This window comes from Microbacterium sp. FG3, from assembly GCF_057809335.1.
Window position 1 is genome coordinate 22,757 of sequence record NZ_JBMDJT010000007.1, and the last position, 21,178, is coordinate 43,934.

Annotated in this window: 19 protein-coding genes; 13 read left to right on the plus strand and 6 right to left on the minus strand. The window is 70.6% G+C overall.

Annotated elements, in window-relative coordinates:
- Position 1 precedes the first annotated feature (1 nt).
- The 10 genes from ACODR5_RS03965 (at position 2) to ACODR5_RS04010 (ending at position 9,494) form a co-directional block, all read left to right on the plus strand.
- Positions 2-1,414 carry an FGGY-family carbohydrate kinase gene (locus ACODR5_RS03965; RefSeq protein ID WP_488982804.1) on the plus strand — a complete coding sequence of 471 codons (1,413 nt, stop codon included), beginning with the start codon at positions 2-4 and terminating at the stop codon, positions 1,412-1,414.
- A gap of 436 nt (positions 1,415-1,850) precedes the next feature.
- Positions 1,851-2,648: an alpha/beta fold hydrolase gene (locus ACODR5_RS03970; protein WP_488982805.1), complete on the plus strand. Its 798-nt coding sequence runs from the start codon at positions 1,851-1,853 to the stop codon at positions 2,646-2,648.
- 470 nt (positions 2,649-3,118) lie between these two features.
- Positions 3,119-3,322 (plus strand): response regulator transcription factor, encoded by a 204-nt coding sequence (locus ACODR5_RS03975; protein WP_488982806.1) that lies wholly within the window; start codon positions 3,119-3,121, stop codon positions 3,320-3,322.
- A 175-nt stretch (positions 3,323-3,497) separates the two neighbouring features.
- Positions 3,498-3,923: a hypothetical protein gene (locus ACODR5_RS03980; protein WP_488982807.1), complete on the plus strand. Its 426-nt coding sequence runs from the start codon at positions 3,498-3,500 to the stop codon at positions 3,921-3,923.
- A 108-nt stretch (positions 3,924-4,031) separates the two neighbouring features.
- Positions 4,032-4,853 (plus strand): hypothetical protein, encoded by an 822-nt coding sequence (locus tag ACODR5_RS03985; protein ID WP_488982808.1) that lies wholly within the window; start codon positions 4,032-4,034, stop codon positions 4,851-4,853.
- Positions 4,850-5,794 carry a hypothetical protein gene (locus tag ACODR5_RS03990; protein ID WP_488982809.1) on the plus strand — a complete coding sequence of 315 codons (945 nt, stop codon included), beginning with the start codon at positions 4,850-4,852 and terminating at the stop codon, positions 5,792-5,794. Before ACODR5_RS03985 ends, ACODR5_RS03990 begins: the two co-directional genes overlap by 4 nt.
- A 71-nt stretch (positions 5,795-5,865) precedes the next feature.
- Positions 5,866-7,146, plus strand: a complete 1,281-nt coding sequence (locus ACODR5_RS03995; RefSeq protein ID WP_488982810.1) for a peptidoglycan-binding protein — start codon at positions 5,866-5,868, stop codon at positions 7,144-7,146.
- Positions 7,143-7,856, plus strand: coding sequence for an ABC transporter ATP-binding protein (locus ACODR5_RS04000; RefSeq protein ID WP_488982811.1), 714 nt, complete (start codon positions 7,143-7,145; stop codon positions 7,854-7,856). Before ACODR5_RS03995 ends, ACODR5_RS04000 begins: the two co-directional genes overlap by 4 nt.
- Positions 7,853-9,064 (plus strand): ABC transporter permease, encoded by a 1,212-nt coding sequence (locus ACODR5_RS04005; protein WP_488982812.1) that lies wholly within the window; start codon positions 7,853-7,855, stop codon positions 9,062-9,064. Before ACODR5_RS04000 ends, ACODR5_RS04005 begins: the two co-directional genes overlap by 4 nt.
- Positions 9,065-9,188: 124 nt before the next feature.
- Positions 9,189-9,494: a DUF7882 family protein gene (locus ACODR5_RS04010; RefSeq protein ID WP_488982813.1), complete on the plus strand. Its 306-nt coding sequence runs from the start codon at positions 9,189-9,191 to the stop codon at positions 9,492-9,494.
- A 12-nt stretch (positions 9,495-9,506) separates the two neighbouring features.
- Here ACODR5_RS04010 and bcp read toward each other — a convergent pair whose 3' ends face one another.
- From bcp to aroA, 3 genes are read right to left on the minus strand one after another with little or no spacing between them, the layout of a single operon-like run.
- Positions 9,507-9,974, minus strand: coding sequence for a thioredoxin-dependent thiol peroxidase (bcp, locus tag ACODR5_RS04015; RefSeq protein ID WP_488982814.1), 468 nt, complete (start codon positions 9,972-9,974; stop codon positions 9,507-9,509).
- A gap of 27 nt (positions 9,975-10,001) precedes the next feature.
- Positions 10,002-11,048 (minus strand): ribosome small subunit-dependent GTPase A, encoded by a 1,047-nt coding sequence (rsgA, locus tag ACODR5_RS04020; protein ID WP_488982815.1) that lies wholly within the window; start codon positions 11,046-11,048, stop codon positions 10,002-10,004.
- On the minus strand, positions 11,045-12,385 hold the full coding sequence (gene aroA / locus ACODR5_RS04025) for a 3-phosphoshikimate 1-carboxyvinyltransferase (RefSeq protein WP_488982816.1): 1,341 nt from the start codon (positions 12,383-12,385) through the stop codon (positions 11,045-11,047). Before aroA ends, rsgA begins: the two co-directional genes overlap by 4 nt.
- A 78-nt stretch (positions 12,386-12,463) precedes the next feature.
- Between aroA and ACODR5_RS04030 the strand changes: the two genes are divergently transcribed.
- Positions 12,464-13,156, plus strand: a complete 693-nt coding sequence (locus ACODR5_RS04030; protein ID WP_449854384.1) for a sigma-70 family RNA polymerase sigma factor — start codon at positions 12,464-12,466, stop codon at positions 13,154-13,156.
- A complete protein-coding gene (locus ACODR5_RS04035) occupies positions 13,153-13,395 on the plus strand; it encodes an anti-sigma factor family protein (RefSeq protein WP_488982817.1) in 243 nt (80 codons plus the stop codon). Before ACODR5_RS04030 ends, ACODR5_RS04035 begins: the two co-directional genes overlap by 4 nt.
- Before the next feature lie 90 nt (positions 13,396-13,485).
- Here ACODR5_RS04035 and ACODR5_RS04040 read toward each other — a convergent pair whose 3' ends face one another.
- Both ACODR5_RS04040 and ACODR5_RS04045 read right to left on the minus strand, forming a co-directional pair.
- A complete protein-coding gene (locus ACODR5_RS04040) occupies positions 13,486-14,850 on the minus strand; it encodes a multidrug effflux MFS transporter (protein ID WP_449854382.1) in 1,365 nt (454 codons plus the stop codon).
- Positions 14,851-14,877: 27 nt separating this feature from the next.
- Positions 14,878-15,795, minus strand: coding sequence for a DUF808 domain-containing protein (locus ACODR5_RS04045; RefSeq protein ID WP_488982818.1), 918 nt, complete (start codon positions 15,793-15,795; stop codon positions 14,878-14,880).
- A 65-nt stretch (positions 15,796-15,860) separates the two neighbouring features.
- On the opposite strand from ACODR5_RS04045, the gene ACODR5_RS04050 reads away from it, so the two are divergent.
- Positions 15,861-17,183, plus strand: coding sequence for a GNAT family N-acetyltransferase (locus ACODR5_RS04050; protein ID WP_488982819.1), 1,323 nt, complete (start codon positions 15,861-15,863; stop codon positions 17,181-17,183).
- Positions 17,184-17,238: 55 nt separating this feature from the next.
- Here ACODR5_RS04050 and ACODR5_RS04055 read toward each other — a convergent pair whose 3' ends face one another.
- Positions 17,239-20,961, minus strand: a complete 3,723-nt coding sequence (locus tag ACODR5_RS04055) for a multifunctional oxoglutarate decarboxylase/oxoglutarate dehydrogenase thiamine pyrophosphate-binding subunit/dihydrolipoyllysine-residue succinyltransferase subunit (protein WP_488982820.1) — start codon at positions 20,959-20,961, stop codon at positions 17,239-17,241.
- Positions 20,962-21,178: the final 217 nt, after the last annotated feature.

Sequence of the window (21,178 nt, forward strand, 5' to 3'; positions counted from 1 at the left end):
CGTGCCGTACGTCGTCGCGATCGACAACGGCTCCCAGTCGACGAAGGTCCTCATCGTCGACGAGCGCGGGCGGGTGCACGCGTCCGCTCGGGTGGGGCTGCGCGCCTACGACACGCCGTCTCCGGGGCGCAGCGTGCACCCGGGCGACGACGTGTGGGAGTCGATCGCGGCGGCGTGCCGGGCGGTGATGGCGCGCTTCACCGGGCCGGTCTCGGAGATCGTCGGAGTGGGGCTGTGCACCATCAGGTTCTGCCGCGCGCTGCTGCGCGCCGACGGCACGCTCGCGGAGCCGATGCTGAGCTGGATGGACGAGCGCGTCGGACGTGCCCACGAGCCCGTGCCGGGGGTGGCGCGCGTGACGACGTCGTCCGGCTACGTCGCTCATCGCCTCACCGGACGCTTCACGGACGCCGCCGCGAACTATCAGGGCGTGTGGCCGATCGATCAGCGCACGTGGCGCTGGAGCGAGGATCCGCGGGACTACACCCGCACGGGCATGCAGCCGTCGATGCTCTCGGAGCTCGTCGATCCGGGGGCGCCGCTGGGAACGATCACGGATGCCGCCGCGCGGGCGACGGGGCTGCCGGCGGGTGCCCCCGTCTTCGCGACGGCGAACGACAAGGCCGTCGAGGCGCTCGGTGCCGGGCTGTCCTCTCCGTCGGACGTGCTGCTGTCGCTGGGTACCTACATCTCGTCGATGACGCTGGCAGACCGACCTGACGGCGGCGCCTCGCACTGGGTGAACTTCGGGTCTCGTCCTGGGCGGTATCTGGCCGAATCCGTCGGCATCCGCCGCGGGATGTGGACGGTCAGCTGGCTGCGCGGGATCGTCCAGTCCGACGTCCCGGAGGGCGACGACCTCTATGCACTGGATCGTGAGCTGGGGAAGGAAGCCGCGGCCGTCGCACCCGGCAGCGACGGCGTCGCAGCCGTGCTCGACTGGCTCGCCCCGGACGACGCGCCCTACCGGCGCGGTGCGATCGTGGGTTTCTCCGGGATGCAGGGGCGCGGGCACCTGCACCGGGCGATCCTCGAGGGGATCGCGTTCACGATGGCGGACCACATCGAGGCCATGGCGGACGAGCTCGGCCGACGGTTCGAGTCGGTGATCGTCACGGGTGGGGGAGCGCAGTCCCCGCTGCTCGTGCAGATCATCGCGGATGTGCTCGGCCTTCCCGTGCGTCGGGCGGTGCTGGACGACGCCGCGGGGATCGGCGCAGCGGTCTGCGCGGCCGTCGGCTCGGGTCTCCAACCCAGATGGGACGAGGCGCTGAGCGCGATGACCGCTCTCGCGCCGGCCGTGACGCCGTCGCGCGATGCCGAGCGCTATGGCCGCCTCCGCGGCTGGCACCGCGAGATCCGCCGGCAGCTCGACGAGCTGAACCGCCGGGCCGCGGCGGCCTTCTCGACCTGACGCGAGGGGCCGGAGCCGCGCGCCCCGTGGTGCGACGACAGGCATCTGTGGCACCGCCCGGCGGTTCCTCATGTCTTGCCCGGGGGTATTCCCTCGCCGGCTCATCGCGCGTAGTGTCGCAGTCGCGTTTCCGCGCTGGACCGTCCCTCCCGGGTTCGAGCATGCTCCTCGGGAGGGGCGGCCCTGTTTACGCGGCGCGCGGCCCGATGTCAAGCCTCCGGACCCCGCGAGCGCGCGCTGTCATCCTGAAGGCACGCGAGCGGATCCTTTCGGGGGAAGGGACCTCAACGCGTGGGGTGCGGGTTCGGGTCCCGCACACCCTCACACCATCGCCCCGCCCGGGTCGAGCGCTCTGCTCCCCGGGCGGGGCGGTTCGGTGTGCGGGCCGGACGCGGCGCAGGCCGCGCGGCCGTCGCGAACGCGCGAGAATGAAGCCATGACCGCTCCGCTGATCACCGAGCTGCCCGATCCCCGCTTCGTGATGAGCGAGGAGGGCCATCGCATCGCCACCTACACGTGGGGGTGGGAGGACGAGAGCGCGCCCGTCGTGCTGTGCGTGCACGGGTTCGCGTCGAGCTGCCGCGACAACTGGGTGGCCACCGGCTGGGTGCGCGAGCTGCTGCGCGCCGGCTTCCGCGTGATCGGGATCGATCAGCGCGGGCACGGCGCGAGCGACAAGCCGCACGAGCCGACCGACTACACGATGGATGCGCTCGTCTCGGACGTGCGCGTGACGCTCGACACGTACCTCATCGACACCGCGCGCTACGCCGGCTACTCGCTCGGCGCGCGCGTCGGCTGGCACGCGGCGGTGGCCATGCCCGAGCGGATCGAGCGGGCCGTGCTCGGCGGCATCCCCGACGGGCGGCCGCTCGGCCGGCTCGACCTCGCGCAGGCGCGGGCGTTCGCCGAGCACGGCACCGAGGTGACCGATCCCGTCACCCGCAACTACGTCACGCTCGCCGAGCGCGTGGCCGGCAACGACCTGCGCGCGCTCGTGGCGCTCGCCGGCGGCATGCGGTTCGGCGACGCGGATCCGGATCTGGGTGACCCGCCGCAGCAGCCGACGCTGTTCGCGACGGGATCGGAGGACGCGATCCTCGAGGACTCGAAGCGTCTGGCCGCGGCGGTGCCGAACGGCCGGTTCCTGGAGGTGCCCGGCCGGCACCACTTCAACGCGCCCGGATCGCGCGACTTCCGCGGCGCGGGCGTCGCGTTCCTCGCGGGGGACTGAGCCGCGGTCGCTGTCGCCTGGTCGAGGCGGCACGCCACTCCCCGCGCCCGATGAAGCGGGCGGCCTCCTACTCAACGTGCTGATGCTCAACGCCGAGCCATGGCGGGGCGGCTTGGGCCGTTGCCGGACGTGGTCTGGAGCAACGGCTCAAGTGCTTGCGTGCTCGGATTCTCAACGCCGGGTGCTCAGCGGTCGATCATTCTTGCGGTCGGGTGCCCGTCACGCGCGTCTTGCGACCCACCGTGTTGAGTTGCAGAAGGCGATCATTTTTGGGGACCAAGACGTCTTTCAGACGGCGTGCAAATAAACGGGCGGCGAACAATTGGCGAAGGCGGTGGAGAGCCCGGGGACGATGTTCGATCGGCCAGTAACATCAGTCTCGCTTCAGGATTCCCCTCTGAAGATGGCCACGTCGACTCCTCCAACGTTACAGGCGGTGGAATCCGTCGATCGGGCAACAAAGGAGGCTGATGAGCGGGCCGCTGACCGGACGGGAGATCGAAGTTCTCCAAGCGCTGAGCATCACGCCGCACGACGATAAGGCCATCGGGCAGAAGCTCAGCATCCAACCGACGAGCGTCAAGGGACACCTCAAGCGCATCATGTCGAAGCTCGACCTCCACTCCCGCGCCGATCTCGTCGCTTGGACATACCGCAACGGACACATGCGCTGAGCGCACGAGCAAGTCGCTACATGAGAAATGGCCCCATGCGGGGCTAACACCAAGAGTTCTCGGCACGGTTTACTGCCGCTGTACGGATTTCTCAGATCGCTCGCTTGGATCACGCGCCGAACGAACGTTCATATCAAGACTGCTATCGAACATTTCGAGCCGGAAAGGAATTGACATGAAGATGAGGAAGATCAAGGCAATTGGGGCAGCCATTGCGACGGTGGCCATGGCGGCCGCGTCGGTTGTGGCTGTGAGTGCCCCGGCTCAGGCGGCGCAATACTCCGGATGCAGCGGCACCTACAGGCTCTGCTTCTTCTACAGCCCCTCGTACGCGGGTGCGAGCACAAATTTCAGCGATGGCTATATGCCCGACCTCATCTCTCCGACCATGTACCGTTGGCCCAATAACGGCGCCGGGGCGGGGGAGCGGGTGGGAAACAACGCGGCTTCCGCGCAGAACAGGTGGGGCGCAGGGGTGAGTGCGATCATCTACTACTCTGCCAACTTCGGCCAGCCCTCGGTGACAATCGGGCCCAACGGCAGCGTCAGCAATCTCGGTACTCTTCGGAACAACAACCGTTCCTTCCGAATCACCGAGTAGGGTGCGGCGATGGCCTCACTTCGATCCAAGCCGGAGTCGCTCCTACTCGCTCTCACGGTTCTCCTGCTGGTCGGATGCACCTCTATCCCCGCGACGGATGCGAATGGGGTGACGGATGCGAACGAGCATGGGATGCCGGCGGAGCGCGAAGCCGCGGCGTCGAGCGGAGCCGCGGTGCTTCCGCTGGACGCTTTCGAGCCAAGTGCCGCAGAGCGGAACACGCTCACCCGTGCCATCAGCGCGCTGACGGCGGAGTGTATGACCGCGCACGGGTTCACCGACTACCGGCCGAGTAACGCCGCGCCGCCTGAGACGACGTCGCTGACGCGCCGATACGGGGTGATGAGCGCTGATGATGCCGCACGTTTCGGTTATCACCTCACCGATGCTGAGAAGATCGGCTTCCGAGGGCCGGACGACGGCGAGGAAGAGGGCGCGCCCGACGAGGTTTCGGAGGCAGAGGAGACAGCGCTGTACGGCGCGCCGTTCTCCGAGATCGACCCTGCCGCTCCGCTGACATCGGGCTGTTACGGCGAAGCCGCTGTGGCGGTGTACGGAGACAGTGCCGAGATGCCGATGACTGCCAACTTGCTCGCGTACGAACTCCACGGGGACTCGTATTCGGACGACCGCGTCATTGCGGCCATTGACGACTGGTCGATGTGTATGCAAGGACAGGGTTATGACGTCGCGGGGCCGAAGGAAGCAATGGATGCCGCTGACCTCTCGCTTCCTGAACCATCGGCGGCCGAGATCGCGATGGCCTCTGCTGACATCGTGTGCAAGGACGACACCGACCTGGTTGAGGTCTGGCTGACGGTGGAGATCGAGTTACACAACGCGGCGATCGAGGAGCAGTTCGAGACCCTCACGGAGGAACGGGCGCAGATCGATGCCATGCTGACGCGCGCGGCCGAGGTGCTGATGTGATCAGTGGTCGTCCGACGCGGGCTTCGCCGCGGCTGATCGCGCACAGGTACGCGTCGTCGTGGGTTCTCGCGCTGTCGGTGCTGCTGTGCGGGTGCACCTTCGCGGCGCCGTCCGATGAGGTCGGTGACTCCCCAGCGGAGGCCACCGGGACGAGCACGGAGTTCCCCCTCGACGCCTTCGACGCCGACGAGGAGGAGCGGCAGCTCCTTCAGGACGCCGTCGTGGTGCTCACGGCGGAGTGCATGGCCGCTCACGGGTTCCCGGACTACCCCGTGCCGACAGAGCCTCCCGTCGAGCACACGACGACGATCACGAGGCACTACGGGGTGACGGATGCCGCTGCGGCCGCCCGATTCGGGTACCACGATCCCGAATCCGTCCCGCTCGAGACCGTCTCCACGACGTGGGCGGGAGAGGCGCCGGAGCCTTCGGATGCCGAGTACGAAGCGCTCTACGGCTTTCGGCCCGGGGAGGGATTGCCGACATCTCCGCCCACGGCGGGGTGTCTGGGCGACGCGGCGCAGGACCTCTACGGCGACACCCGCGCGCTGGACACGATGGCGAGCAGGCTCGCTCGCCAGGTCTCCGGCGATTCCCTGATCGACCCTCGCGTCATGGCCGCCCTCGCCGAATGGTCGGAGTGCATGCGGTCGCACGGCTATGACGTCGTCCTCCCCGAGCAGCCGGTGGACGACGTGCGGATGTCGCCGGACCCCACGGCCGATCCTTCGCCGGAGGAGATCGAGATGGCGACGACCGACGTCGCCTGCAAGGATGAGACGGATCTCATCGACCGCTGGAAGGCCGCAGAGATCGACCTGCAGAACGCCGTCATGGCCGATGACTACACGTCTGTCTTCCTCAAGGAGCAGCGTGACCGCATCGACGACATGGTGGCACGCGCCGCAGCGCTCGTCGGCGAGCCGGCGACGACGCCGTGAGCGCACCCGAGGCGCCCTCTGAAGGGAGAGGTCGCACCTCGACCTCGCGGCGGCGATGGGTTGCCGGTGGGATGGCCGGCATCGCGGTGGCCTGTGCGGCACTCGGGTGGGGCGCGGCACAGCTGGTGCGGTCTCCCGCGCAGGTCGCGGCTGACGCGGCACCGCCTCCGGCTTCGGTGATCACCGCGCCGGTCGAGTTGCGTCAGCTGAATGAGACGGTGGTGACGCGGGGGGCAGTGGGTCCGTCCGGGACGGTACAGGCCGGTCTGCGTGCTCCGACGAACGGTGAGGCTGTGGTCACTGCCGTTCATGTGAGGGTGGGCGACGAGGTCGTTGCGGGCCAGGTTCTGCTGGAGATCGCCGGGCGGCCGGTGTTCGCCATCGAGGGCACCGTGCCGGTCTATCGTGACCTCGTGCCCGGAAGCGAGGGCGAAGATGTCGCGCAGCTGCAACGCGCGCTGACAGCAATGGGCTTCCCGGTTTCCGATGACGGCGTTTACGGTGTGAGTACGAAGAATGCCGTTCGGGCGTGGTATGAGCGGGCTGGGTACGATCCGGCCGAGGCGACCCTGGACGTTGAGGAGCGGATCGCCTCGGCGCAGGACCAGGTGCGTGGCGCGGAGCGCGCGGTAGAGGATGCTCGGGATACGTTGGCCTCCGCGCCGGAGCCGGACAGGGCTGCGGCCGAACGCATGGTGGTTCGCGCGGACGAAGACCTCGCGAACGTTCGAGTGACACTCGCGAAGATCGAGGCGGCCGCGGGAGCGGCAGTACCCTCGGCCGAGCTTGTGACGGTATCCGCGTTCCCAGCGACGGTGCGAGAGGTGGAACTCGCCCCCGGCGATCCCGTCGGAGACGGCGCGCTGTCGTTGTCGACCGGTGATCTGACGGTCTCCGCGAGCCTCGGCGCATCCCAAGCGGGCCTCGTGCGGGAGGGGCAGACGGTCGAGCTCACCGCGGAGGCGCTGTCCCAGACTGCCACCGGCCGCGTCCACGACATCACCGCTGAGAGTGCGGGCACGGATGCAACGATGCCTGGCGGCGCGCCGGGGTCGACATTACTCGTCGTTCCGGACTCTCCTTTGCCACGGGAATGGAACGGGCAGGACGTGCGAGTCACCATCGTCGCGGCCAGCAGCGCCGGGGAGGTGCTGGTGGTGCCGCTCGCCGCCGTGTCCGCCGACGCCGGTGGGCGTACCCGTGTCGTGGTTGTCGGCGAGGGCGAATCTCGCCGTGACGTCGAAGTGACGACGGGGCTCAGCGGCGAGGGGTTCGTCGAGGTCTCGCCGGTCGGTGCGGCGCCGCTTGAGCCCGGGGACCGCGTCGTCGTGGGGACGGCGGGATCGCCGTGAACGGCGCCGAGAACGAGGAGGCACCGCGCGGGCCCGTCGTTGAGCTTCGAGGCGTGCTTCGTGAGTATCCGGGTGCCCCGGCGGTGCGGGCACTGGGCCCGGTGGACCTTCGGATAGAGCTCGGTGAATATGTCAGCATCATGGGGCCGTCCGGATCGGGCAAGTCGACGTTGCTGAACGTCATCGGAATGTTGGACGTGCCGACGGCCGGAAGCTACCTGTTCCGAGGACAGGAGGCGAACACTCTCCGCGAGGCCGAACGAACCTCACTGCGCGGGCGTGCGATTGGCTTCGTGTTCCAGTCCTTCCACCTGCTGAAGCACCGGACCGCTATCGAGAATGTTGCGCTCGCGCTCCTGTACAGCGGCATGGCGCGCCCCGAACGGGAGCGGCGGGCGCGGGCTGTGCTCACACGCGTCGGGCTGGGGCAGAGGGCTGACACTGCCACGGGCCGTCTCTCGGGCGGGGAGCAGCAACGCGTCGCGATCGCGCGAGCCGTCGTCGCTCAGCCCTCGCTCCTGCTGTGCGATGAGCCGACCGGAGCTCTCGACCAGGCGAACGGGGAGATCGTGCTCGACCTGATCGAAAGTCTCCATTCCGAGGGGATGACGCTGTGCGTCATCACACACGACCAGGCTGTGGGAGCCCGAGCCGGCCGCGTTGTGCGACTGCGTGATGGCCTTGTTCACGACGATGGAACACGGACGTGACGCCGCGCAGCTCCTTTTTCAGAGCCACGGACCTGCTCGACGAGAGCCTCGCGACGCTCGCCGACCGTCCGGGCCGGAGCATCCTGACGGCACTCGGCACGATGATCGGAGCGGGGATGCTCGTGGCAGTGCTCGGGTTGGCCGCGACCACGGCGGCGCAAGTCTCCGGACGGTTCGACGCGTTGGCAGCGACGCAGGTGCGCGTCGAAGACGCGCGTGACACGGTGGATGCCGACCCTGACGGTCCGTTCCCGGCAGACGCGGACGCTCGCCTCGACGCCCTCAACGGAGTCACTGCTGCGGGAGTGGCCTGGACGCCACGAGGAGCGCAGCAATCCGTATCTGCCGCCATGGGCGGACGGGTCAGGGACACCGTTTCGGTGACAGCAGCGTCCGCCGGATACTTGACGGCGGCGGGGACGACCGTGGCGCAAGGCAGGCTTTACGACGCGTTCCACGACGACACGCGGCAAGCCGTCGCGGTACTCGGACCCGCAGCGGCGAGCCAGCTCGGCATCATCGACATCAGCACGGCGCCCGCCGTGTTCATCGGCGGAACTCCCCTCACCGTCATCGGCATCCTCGATGACGCGACTCGCGAGCCGGCATTGCTGAGCACCATCATCGTGCCTCGCGGCACCGCCGAACGCCTGTGGGGCTCCCCTGCCATCGAGGACGCCGCACATGCGCTGATCGCAACGAACCCCGGAGCTGCCCTTCAGATCGCGCAGGAGGCGCCGCTCGCGCTGCGCCCGGACCGAGTCGAGCTCATTCAGGCCATGCCACCCCCTGACCCCCGCACCCTCCGCCTGGCCGTCGACGACGACCTCGCCAGCTTGTTCCTCGCCCTCTCTGCCGTCTGCCTGCTCGTCGGTGTCATCGGCATCGCCGGCACCACCCTCGTCGCCGTGATCGAACGCGTGCCGGAGATCGGCCTGCGTCGCGCCGTTGGCGCGCGCCGCAGGCATGTCGTGATCCAGGTGCTCACCGAATCCGGCATCCTCGCCGCTCTCGGCGGCGTCGTGGGCACCACGCTCGGCATCCTCACCATCCTCGCCGTCGCCCTCGCACGCGGCTGGACGCCGGTCATGGAGCCCCTCACCCTCGCCGCCGGCCCGATCCTCGGCATCCTCACGGGGCTCGTCGCCGGCGCGTACCCCGCGTACCGCGCCGGCCGGATCCCACCTGCAGAGGCGCTCCGACGGTGAGATGCCCTGGGGCAGGACCGCTCGCGGGACGCGGTCGGTATCGCCTCTGTGACCGTGAGATGAACGATCGTCACACACCGGAATACCGGTTGAATCGCACGAATGAAGTTCCTAGCCTGGCGCCATGGGCCTCTTCATCTACGACAACGCCGATCCCCCGATCCGCATCGACGACCGCACGCTCTGGCACCTCAAGACGGTCATCCTCACCAAGCTGCGCCGCGGCGAGAGCTTCAGCGTCTCGTGGGCGCATCCCGACGACGAGGGCAGCACGACCGTCTGGCTGCATCCGACGATCCCGCTGCGCTTCGTCTTCGACTCGGCTCACCCGCCGGAGCTCAACCGTCAGTGGCTCGTGGAGCTGAACGGCTCGACCGTGGAGCACGGCGGCATCACACTCACGCCCGAGCAGGTCGGCGCGGCGGCCTGAGCGCGCCCGGCGTCAGTCGATGCCGAGCTCGCGGCGCAGCCGCGCGACGTGCCCGGTGGCCTTGACGTTGTAGAGCGCCTTGGTCACGACGCCGTCCTCGTCGAGGACGAACGTGGAGCGGATGACGCCCATGACGACCTTGCCGTAGTTCTTCTTCTCGCCCCACGTGCCGTAGGCCTCGTGCACGGCCCTGTCCGCGTCGCTCAGCAGCGGGAAGGTGAGCCCGTCGCGCTCGGCGAACTGCTTGAGCTTGGCGGGCTCGTCGGGCGAGACGCCCAGCACGGCGTATCCGGCGCCGGCGAGCGAGGCGATCGAGTCGCGGAAGTCGCACGCCTCGGTCGTGCAGCCCGGCGTCATGGCCGCGGGGTAGAAGTAGAGCACGACCTTCTGGCCCCGCAGATCCCGCAGGGAGACGGGCGATCCGTCCTGGTCCGGCAGGGTGAAGTCGGGAGCGGGGGTTCCGGGTTCGAGGCGCGTCACGCCTCCCAGCCTAGTTCGGCTGCCGGATCACCAGTCCTGCTTGTCCTTGAACGTCTCGAGCAGGCGCTGCAGCGAGTCGAGGCGGCCAGCCGGCAGCGTGCCCGCCGCGACGGCCTCGTTGAGCGCGCAGTCCGGCGCGCCCGGCAGGTGCGTGCAGCCGCGGGGGCAGTCCTCGGCGACGGCGAGCAGATCGGGGTAGGCACGCAGGATGTTGTCGGGGTCCACGTGCCCGAGGCCGAACGAGCGCACGCCGGGGGTGTCGATCACCCAGCCCGATCCGGCCGCGCCCTCGTAGCGCAGCGAGACGGTGGACGACGACGTGTGCCGGCCGCGGCCGGTCACCTCGTTGACGTGGCCGGTCGCGCGGCCCGCCGACGGGACGAGCGCGTTGACGAGCGTCGACTTGCCGACGCCCGAGTGTCCGACGAAGACGGTCGTGTGCCCCGCGAGCGCCTCGCCGATCTCGTCGAGGGGCGCCGCATCGCGCGACGAGCGGAAGACCCGCAGCTCGTCGAGGCCCGCGAAGTGCTCGAGGAAGGGGGCGGGGTCGGCCAGGTCGGTCTTCGTGACGACCATGAGCGGCCGGATGCCGGCATCGAGCGCGGCGACGAGGTAGCGGTCGACCAGCCGCGGGCGGGGCTCGGGATCGGCCGCGGCGACGACGACGAGCATCTGATCGGCGTTGGCGACGACGACCCGCTCCACCTGATCGGTGTCGTCCGCGCTGCGCCGCAGGAGCGACGTGCGCTCCTCGATCCCCACGATCCGGCCGAGCGTGCCCTCGCGGCCCGACGTGTCTCCGACGACGCGCGCGCGGTCGCCCGTGACGATCGGCATCTTGCGCAGCTCGCGCGCCCGCACGGCGCTCACGGCGCGCTCGCCGGGGAGCCCCTCGTCGACGAGCACGCTGTAGCGGCCGCGGTCCACGCCGAGCACGCGCGCGATCGTCGCGTCCTCGTGCGCGGGGCGGCGCTTGGTGCGGGGGCGGTTCGCCTTGGGGTTGGGCCGCACGCGCACGTCGGCCTCGTCGAACTCCGGCTCGTCGTCGAGGTCGGCGTCGTCCAGCCAGCTCACCGGCTCGCGCCTCCCGCGAGCAGCCCCTCCCAGAGCGCGACGAACTGCGGGAGCGTCTTCGCCGTCGTGCCGATGTCGTCGACGACGACGCCGGGCACCGCGAGGCCGACGAGCGCGCCGGTGGTCGCGAGGCGGTGATCGTGGAACGCGCGCCAGGTGCCGCCGCGCAGCGGGCGCGGCTCGATGCGGATGCCGTCCGGCAGCTCTTCGGCGTACCCGCCGAGGGCCTCGACGTTCTGCGCGAGCGCCGCGAGCCGGTCGGTCTCGTGCCCGCGGATGTGCCCGATCCCGCGGAACGTGGACGGGCCGTCGGCGAACAGCGCGAGGCCGACGAAGGTCGGCGTCAGCTCGCTCACCGCCGACAGGTCGAGGTCGACGCCGTGGATGCCGCGACCGGCGGTGACGGTGAGGGCGCCGCCGCGGCGCGAGACCTTCGCCCCCATGAGGGCGAGCAGCTCGCTCAGGTGCGCGCCCGGCTGGGTGGAGTGCGGCGGCCAGTCGGTGACCGTCACGCTGCCTCCCGCGAGCATCGCCGCGGCCAGGAACGGGGCGGCGTTGGACAGGTCGGGCTCGACGTGCACGTCCTTGGCGCGCAGCGGGGCGGGCGGCACGATCCACTCGTTCGAGCTCGGCCGCTCCACCTGCACGCCGCGGCGCGCGAGGGCCTCGACCGTCAGCTCGATGTGCGGCAGGCTCGGCAGGCGCTCGCCCGTGTGGCGCAGGTGCAGTCCCACGTCGAAGCGGGGCGCGGCCAGCAGCATGCCCGAGACGAACTGGCTCGACGCGGAGGCGTCGATCTCCACCTCGCCGCCGCGCACGTGGCCGCGCCCGTGCACGCGGAACGGCAGCGACCAGCGGCCGTCGTCCTCGACGTCGACGCCGAGGTCGCGCAGGCCGCGGATCATCTCGCCCATCGGGCGGTGCAGGGCGCTCTCGTGCGCGGTCAGCAGCACCTCGCCGTCGGCGAGCCCCGCGAGCGGGGCGACGAAGCGCATGACCGTGCCGGCCTGACCGCAGTCCACGGTGCCGCCCGTGAGGGCGCCGGGGGTGACGACGAAGTCGGGGCCGTACGCGCTCTCGCCCTCGACGCGCTCGATGCCCGCGCCCAGCGCGGCGAGCGCCTCCACCATGCGCGCGGAGTCGTCGGAGTGCAGCGGCGCGACGATGCGGCTGGGGCCCTCGGCGATGGCGGCGAGCACGAGCTCGCGGTTCGTGATCGACTTCGATCCCGGCACCGTCAGCGTCCCGCGCAGCGGTCCCGGGGAGGCGGGCGCGGCGTACTCGCCGCGGTCCGCAGCGGGGCCCGGCTCGGTGGGGGAATACCCGTCGGCACTCATCGGTTTCCACCTTAGGTCACAGCCCGCGAAGGGACCCGTCGCGCCAGGCGGGACACCCGGCGGACAGGAGAGGAACGGATGACGATCACGCTCGATGATCCGCGCCTCCGGCTCGGGGGAAACCCCGATGCGCGGAGCCTAGACTGGCCGGCAATGGACGATCAGGATGCCACAGTCCCCGACGCCGCCGCGCCGGCCGATCCGCGCGCGCAGTTCGAGGAGCAGGCCCTTCCCTACATGGACCAGCTCTACGGCGCCGCCATGCGCATGACGCGCAACCCGGCCGACGCCGCCGACCTCGTGCAGGAGACCTTCGTGAAGGCCTTCGCGTCGTGGTCGTCGTTCACGCAGGGCACGAACCTGAAGGCGTGGCTGTACCGGATCCTCACCAACACCTACATCAACACCTATCGCAAGAAGCAGCGCGAGCCCTACCAGGGCACGATCGACGAGCTCGAGGACTGGCAGCTCGGCGGCGCCGAGTCGACCACGGCCACGCGCGGTCGCTCGGCCGAGGCGGAGGCCATCGACCGCATGCCGGCGTCGGTCGTCAAGGACGCGCTGCAGTCGATCCCCGACGACTTCCGCATGGCCGTGTACCTCGCGGACGTCGAGGGATTCGCCTACCAGGAGATCGCCGACATCATGAAGACCCCCATCGGCACGGTCATGAGCCGCCTGCACCGAGGCCGGCGACTGCTGCGTGACCTGCTGAAGGACTACGCGGCCGAACGGGGCATCCAGGCCGCCACGACAGGAGCACGGAAATGACCGACTGCGGCTGCGAGAAGGCGCGAGCCGACCTCGAGGAGTACCTGCGCAACGAGATCTGCAGGACCGAGTACGCCGACATCCGCGAGCACCTCGAGAGCTGCCCGGACTGCCAGGGCGAGGCGCACGTGTCGCGCACCCTCACCGAGGCCGTGCAGCGCGCGTGCCGCGAGGCGACGCCCGAGCAGGTGCGCCTGCAGGTGATCGTGCGCCTGCGCGAGGTCCAGGCCGCGCACTGATCCGGCCCGCTCGGTCGGCCGCAGGATCGAGCGACGATGCCGGCCGCAGGCTGAACCGCGCGGCCGGCTGAAGCGGCGCCGCGGCGCGGCTCAGTCGCCCAGCATCCCGAGGGTGCGCGGACGCACGATGAGCCACAGCGAGGCGATCGCGAGCGCCGAGCAGGCGATCATGATCGACGCCATCGTCAGCGGCGTGATGCCGGTGGACGCCGCCAGCAGGCCCGCGATGGGCGAGACGAGCCCGGCCACGAGGTTGTTCGACGCGCCGAGCACCGAGGCGGCCGTGCCCGCGGCCTCGGGGTGCCGGTCGAGCGCCAGCACCTGCGCGCACGGGAACGTGAACCCGCAGCCGGTCATGAACACGAACAGCGGCACGATCAGGCCCCACACGCTCGGCACGAGGCTCGACGAGATCGGGATCGCGATGGCCGCCACGAGGATGCCGGCCGTCGAGCCCGCGAGCACCCACTGCGGACCGAAGCGGGCGGCAAGGCGCGCGGCGATCTGGTTGCCGATCACGAGCCCCACAGAGTTCGCCGCGAAGACCATGCCGTACTGCACGGCCGTGAGCCCGTAGGACTGCTGGAACAGGAACGACGACGCCGACAGGTACGAGAACAGGCCGGCGAAGGTGAGCGCTCCGATCGCGAGCACGCCCACGTACACGCGGTCGCTCAGCACGACGCGGTAGCGATGGCGCACCGAGACGGTGTCGGCGGTGATGCGGTCGCTCGCGGGGCGCGTCTCGGGCAGGGCGAACAGCGCGCAGGCGAGCATGACGGCGCCGTAGCACGCGAGCACGACGAAGATGCCGCGCCACGGCATGACGCCCAGCAGCATCGATCCGATGAGCGGGGCGACCACCGGTGCGACGCCCGTGACCAGCGCCAGACGCGAGAGCATGATCACGAGGCGGCGACCGCTGAAGAGGTCGCGGACCATCGCCATGGCCACGACGCTGCCGCCCGCGGCGCCGATGCCCATGAACACACGCGCGACGCCGAGCAGCTCGAGGTTGGGCGCCAGCACCGACGCGATGCTCGCCAGGATGTGCAGGCCCGTGGCGATGAGCAGCGGCACCCGGCGCCCGAAGCGGTCGCTGAGCGGGCCGATCACGAGCTGGCCCACGGCGAAGCCCAGCATCGTGCCCGTGAGGGTGAGCTGCACCGCCGCCGCCGTGGCGGAGAAGTCCTGCTCCAGCACAGGGAAGGCCGGCAGGTACAGGTCGACCGTGAACGGGCCCAGCGCGGTGAGCGCGCCCAGCAGCAGCACGTAGACGAAGCGGCGCGCCGGCGAGAGCCGATCGCCCGGGTGGACGTGCGCGGTCTCGCCGGCGGCGTCCTGCACCTGGACGGGGATCGAGTGGGTCCCGACGGGGACGGGGATCATTCCCGTCGAGGTGGGGATGAAGCCCGAGTCGGTGTCGTGGTGTTCGTGGCGGGCGTCGTCAGGCATCTGACGATTCTTTCATCCGCCGACCGGTCAGGGGTGCGCCGCGGCCGGGGTCTCGCCGCCCTCGGTGAAGGTGGGGCGCCGTCCGAACAGCCTCCCGACGAGCAGCACGACGCCGACGACGGCGAGGCCCACGACGAGCCCCGCGATGGCGGAGACGAGCGTGTCGCCGATCCAGACGATCACGGCGCCGGCCGGCTCGAGCGCGTGCTCGACGGCGTGGAGCAGGTCGGTGGTGAGCGTGAGGCCGACCTCGCCGAGGTTCGCGAGCACGAGGTGGCCGCCGACCCACAGCATCGCGACGGTGCCGATCACGCTGATGACGCGGAACACGGCCGGCATCGACCGAACGATGCGGGTGCCCAGGTGCCGCACGCGCTGCGTGTCGTCCTTGGCCATCTTCAGCCCGATGTCGTCGACCTTCACGAGTAGCGCGACGGCGCCGTACACGACGCCCGTCATGAGCAGGGCGATCACGGCCAGTGCCCCGAGGGTCATCCAGAAGCTCATGTCCGCATCGAGGTTCGACAGCGAGATGAGCATGATCTCGGTCGACAGGATGAGGTCGGTGCGGATCGCGCCCCACACGAGCTTGTTCTCGTCGCGGGCGCCCTCGTCGACGTGCGCGTGGTGCAGCCCGAACCACTCCAGCACCTTCTCGGCGCCCTCGAAGCACAGGTAGGTGCCGCCGATGATCAGCAGATAGGGGAGCACCCACGGCGCCCACGTGGTGAGCGCGAGCGCGACGGGGATGATGATGAGGAACTTGTTGGCGATCGAGCCGAGGGCGATCTTCCCGACCACCGGCAGCTCGCGCGCCGGCGTGAGCCCCTGCACGTACTGGGGCGTCACGGCGGCGTCGTCGATGACCACGCCCGCCGCCTTGGACGAGGCCTTCAGCGCCGTGCTCAGGATGTCGTCGACGACCGCGAGCAGACCAACCGACATGCGTCCCCCTCTGGTGGTGTACCCGACGAATCTAGCGCGTCGGGGTGCCCCATACGCTGGGAGCCATGACATCGATCGACGCGCGGGACGTGCCCGCGGACGTGACCTCGCAGGAGCGGCTCGCGGAGCGCGGCCTCGACTACCGCGTCGTGCCGACGGACGGCGCCGACTTCCTACCGCTCTACCGCGCCATCTCGCGCGGCTTCCTCGACGGCGAGCCCGGCGAGGAGCGGGAGCGGAAGGCGGCCGACACCTTCGCGGAGCGCGGTGCGCGCCTCATCGGGGTGTTCGAGCGGGACGCGGCACCGGGCGCGATGCCGGTGGGCACCGTGAGCTCGTGGGCGGCGCGCCTGACGCTGCCGGGGCCGGCGGGCGCCGAGGCGCCGCTGCCGGAGATCGCGATGTGGGCGATCAGCGCCGTCACGGTGGCGGCCACGCACCGCCGCCGCGGCATCGCCAGGGCCATGCTGGAGGGCGAGCTGCGCGCAGCGGCCGCCGCGGGCGTCGCGATCGCGGGGCTCACGGTGACCGAGTCGACCATCTACGGCCGCTACGGCTTCGGCATGGCCGTGCCCGTCGAGCGGCTCACGGTGGAGACGCGGCGCGCGGGATGGATCGGCCCGGCCTCGGACGTGCGGCTGGAGTTCGTCGAGCGCCCGCGCCTGGCGGAGCTGCTCGGCGAGCTCCACGAGCGCGTGCGTCGCCAGCGGGCCGGGAACGTCACGGGCTTCCCCCTGCGCTGGGCGCGCGCCGCCGGCACCGCGCCCGGCGCCGAGAACGGCGCGAAGGTGCGCGGCGTCGTCGCGCGCGACGCCGCCGGCGAGATCCGGGGCGCGCTCGCCTTCACGATCGCGGAGGGCGAGCACCACACCACGCACACCCTCGCCATCGAGCACCTCGTCGCCGAGACGCCGGAGGTCCGCGCGGCGCTGTGGCGCTTCGCGATCGAGTACGACCTGGTCGGCACCGTCACGGCCGATCTGCAGCCGGTGGACGATTCGCTGCCGTGGCTCGTGGCCGACCCCCGCGCCGTCTCGCGGACGGTGTTCGACCATGGCTGGCTGCGCGTGCTCGACGTGCCCCGCGTGCTGGCCGCCCGCGGCTACGCGGCCGACGCCGACGTCGTCGTGCGGGTGCGCGACGAGCTCGGCATCGCCGACGGCGCCTGGCGCGTCGCGATCGCGGGCGGCGCCGCCGCCGTCACGCCCGCGTCGGGCGAGGCGGACATCGAGCTGGGCGTCTCGGAGCTGTCCTCCGTGATCGTCGGCGGTGTGCCCCTGCGCGCGCTCGCCGCGGCGGGCCGGGTGACGGGGGACGCCGGCGCCGTGGCCGCGCTCGACGTCGCGCTGCGCGCGGACCGCGCCCCGCACCTGAGCATCTGGTACTGAACGCGGAAGGTAGCCCCGATCCCGTGGGGAGCCGGGCGACCTTCGCGATCGCGGATCAGGCCAGCGCGCGCGACATCAGATCGGCGTGCTCGACGGCGTGGACCTTGCTGGAGCCCGTCGCCGGCGACGCGGCCGCGGCGCGGCTGACGACGCGCAGCTCGCGGCCGAGGTGCTTCGGCATCTTCAGCGCCATGAACGGCCAGGCGCCCTGGTTCTCGGGCTCGTCCTGCACCCACACGAGCTCGGCGTTCGGGTACTGCGCGAGCACCGCGGTGAGCTCCTCGACCGGCGCCGGGTAGAACTGCTCCACGCGCACGAGCGCGATCTGCGGGTTCGGCTTCTTCTCCAGCTCGCCGCGCAGATCCCAGTGGATCTTGCCCGAGTGCAGCAGCACCTTCGTGACGGCCGACTTGTCGATGCCGCGGTCGTCGTCGAGCACCGGCTCGAAGCGGCCCGAGGTGAAGTCCGCGACGTCGCTCGTCGCGCCGCGCAGGCGCAGCATGGCCTTGGGCGTGAACACGATGAGCGGGCGGCGGGGCCGGGCGTAGGCCTGGCGACGCAGCAGGTGGAAGTACGACGCGGGCGTGGACGGGCGCGCCACGGTCATGTTGTCCTGCGCGCACAGCTGCAGGAACCGCTCGATGCGCGCCGACGAGTGGTCGGGGCCCTGGCCCTCGTAGCCGTGGGGGAGCGCCAGCACGACGCTCGACTGCTGACCCCACTTCTGCTCGGCCGAGGAGATGAACTCGTCGATGACCGTCTGGGCGCCGTTGACGAAGTCGCCGAACTGCGCCTCCCACATCACGAGCGCGTTCGGGTTCTCCACGGAGTAGCCGTACTCGAACGCGAGGGCGGCGTACTCGCTCAGCAGCGAGTCGTACACCCAGAAGCGGCCCTGGCCCTCGGAGAGGTTCGCCAGCGGCAGCCACTCCTTGCCGTTCACGCGGTCGTGGAAGACGGCGTGGCGCTGCGCGAACGTGCCGCGGCGCGAGTCCTGGCCCGCCAGGCGCACGGGCGTGCCCTCGAGCAGCAGCGAGCCGAACGCGAGCAGCTCGCCGAAGCCCCAGTCGATCTTGCCCTCGCGGCTCATCTGCACGCGCTTGTCGAGCAGCTGCTGGAGCTTGCTGTGCACGGTGAAGCCCTCGGGCTTGTTCGCGTGCGCGTCGCCGACCTGCTCGATGACCGCGGCCGGCACGCCGGTCGTCTCGGGCTCGCCCGCCGCCTCGTCCTCGACGCCGTTGCCCGTGACGACGGGGGTCGAGCCGGTCTCGGCGGCGTGCGTCTCGGCGAACGCGACCTCCAGGCGGTTCTGGAAGTCGACCTTGGCCTGCTCGTACTCCTCCTCGGTGATGTCGCCGCGGCCGACGAGGGCCTCGGTGTACAGGCGGCGCGTGGAGCGCTTGGCCTCGATGAGGTTGGTCATGAGCGGCTGCGTCATCGACGGGTCGTCGCCCTCGTTGTGCCCGCGGCGGCGGTAGCAGACGAGGTCGATCACGATGTCGCGGTGGAAGCGCTCGCGGTACTCGAAGGCGAGCTCCGCGGCGCGCACGACGGCCTCGGGGTCGTCGCCGTTCACGTGCAGCACGGGCGCCTGGATCGTCTTGGCCGGGTCGGTCGCGTACGTCGAGGAGCGCGAGTCGACGGGCAGCGTCGTGAAGCCCACCTGGTTGTTCACGACCACGTGGATCGTGCCGCCCGTGCGGTAGCCGCGCAGCTGCGACATCTGCAGCGTCTCCATGACCACGCCCTGGCCCGAGAAGGCCGCGTCGCCGTGCACGAGGATCGGCAGCCAGCCGTACGTGCCGGGCGCCGAGCGGTCCTGCTTGGCGCGCACGACGCCCTCGAGCACGCCGTCGACGGTCTCGAGGTGCGAGGGGTTGGCCGCCAGGTACACCGGCAGCTCCTCGCCGTCCTCGCCCACGAAGGTGCCCTGCGTGCCGAGGTGGTACTTCACGTCGCCCGAGCCGCGCTTGTTGCCGGGCAGCGCGCCCTCGAACTCCTGGAACACCTGGCCGTAGGTCTTGCCGGCGATGTTCGTGAGCACGTTCAGGCGGCCGCGGTGGGCCATGGCGATCGCGGCGCCGTCGAGGTTCTTCGCCGCGGCACCCGTCAGGATCCGATCCAGCAGCGGGATGAGAGATTCGCCGCCCTCGAGCGAGAACCGCTTCTGGCCGACGTACTTCGTCTGCAGGAAGGTCTCGAAGGCCTCGGCCTCGTTGAGCTTGCGCAGCACGCGCAGCTGGTCGTCGTGGTCGAGCTTCGCGTACGGCTTCTCGATGTGCTCCTGGAACCAGTCGCGCTGCTCGTGGTCGGAGATGTGCATGTACTCGTAGCCGGTGGTGCGGCAGTACGAGTCGCGCAGCACGCCGAGGATGTCGCGCAGCTTGGCCTGACGGCGGCCGCCGAAGCCGTTCGTGACGAACTCGCGCTCGAGGTCCCAGAACGTCAGCCCGTGCGACTCGATCTCGAGGTCGTGGTGCTCGCGCTGCCGGTACTCGAGCGGGTCGGTGTCGGCCATGAGGTGGCCGCGCACGCGGTAGGCGTTGATGAGCTCCTGCACGCGGGCCGTCTTGTCGACGCGCTCGGAGAGGTCGACCGAGACGTCGGCGTTCCAGCGGATGGGCGCGTACGGGATGCGCAGCGCGGCGAAGATCTCCTCGTAGAAGCCGTTCTTGTCGATCAGCAGCTCGTGCACGATCTTCAGGAACTCGCCCGATCCGGCGCCCTGGATGACGCGGTGGTCGTACGTGCTCGTGAGGGTGATCGTCTTGCCGATCGCGAGCTCGTTGAGCGTCTTGGCGCTGGATCCGGCGAACTCGGCGGGGTAGTCGAGGGCGCCGGCGCCGATGATGCAGCCCTGGCCCTTCATGAGGCGGGGGACCGAGTGCACGGTGCCGATGCCGCCCGGGTTGGTGAGCGAAACCGTGGTGCCGGCGAAGTCGGCGGCCGTCAGCTTGTTGGCGCGGGCGCGCTTGACGAGATCCTCGTACGCCGCGAGGTAGTCGGTGAACGAGAGCGACTCGGCGTTCTTGATGCTCGGCACCATGAGCGCGCGCGTGCCGTCGGGCTTGGGCAGGTCGATCGCGATGCCCAGGTTGATGTGGGCGGGCGCCACGACGCTCGGCTTGCCGTCGATCTCGGCGTAGAAGACGTTCTGGCTCGGGAAGGCCTTGAGCGCCTGGATGAGCGCCCAGCCGATGATGTGCGTGAAGCTGACCTTGCCGCCGCGGGTGCGGGCCATGTGGTTGTTGATGACGATGCGGTTGTCGATCATCAGCTTGGCCGGGACCGTGCGCACGCTCGTCGCGGTCGGGACGGTCAGCGACTCGTCCATGTTCTTCGCGAGCGTCTTGGTCATGCCCTTGAGGACCGTGACGCGGTCCTCGGACTGCTCGGCGGGCTCCTGCGACGCGGGCTTCGACTTCTCGGGCGCCTCGGCGGGGATGGGCGTCGGCGCGGCGGGCTTGCTCGTCGTTCGGGCGACGGGCTGCTGCCCCACGGCGGCGGTCGGCGCCGTGGGCGGGTTGGCGGCCGAGGACGGCGCGGCGGCCTCCTGCTTCTGTGCCGGGGCGGGATCGGCCGGGGCGGGAGCGGCCGCCGGGGCCGCGGCGTCCGCCGCCGGAGCGGCGGAGGCCTCGTAGGCCTCCAGGACCGGCCACCACTCCTTGTCGACCGCGTTGCGGTCAGACTTGAACTGCTGGTAGAGCTCCTCGACGAGCCACTGGTTGGCTCCGAACTCCCCCTCGCCAGTACCGACTCCCGTCGTCTGGTTCGTCACGGCTGGATCGCCCACTTTCCTCGCTCTCGTCATGCGCGGTCCGTCCCGGCGCACCCGGGGATCAAGCGTAGTCCACTCGCGGCGGCCTGAGGCCCCCTTGCGCAACCTCGCGCGGGGTGATTCCGCGCGCGCGGGAGCCGCCGTTCAGGGCGTCGCCCTATGATGGTGCGCACGATGGACGACCCTCCCAGTAGACACAGGCCCCACCGACCCTTCC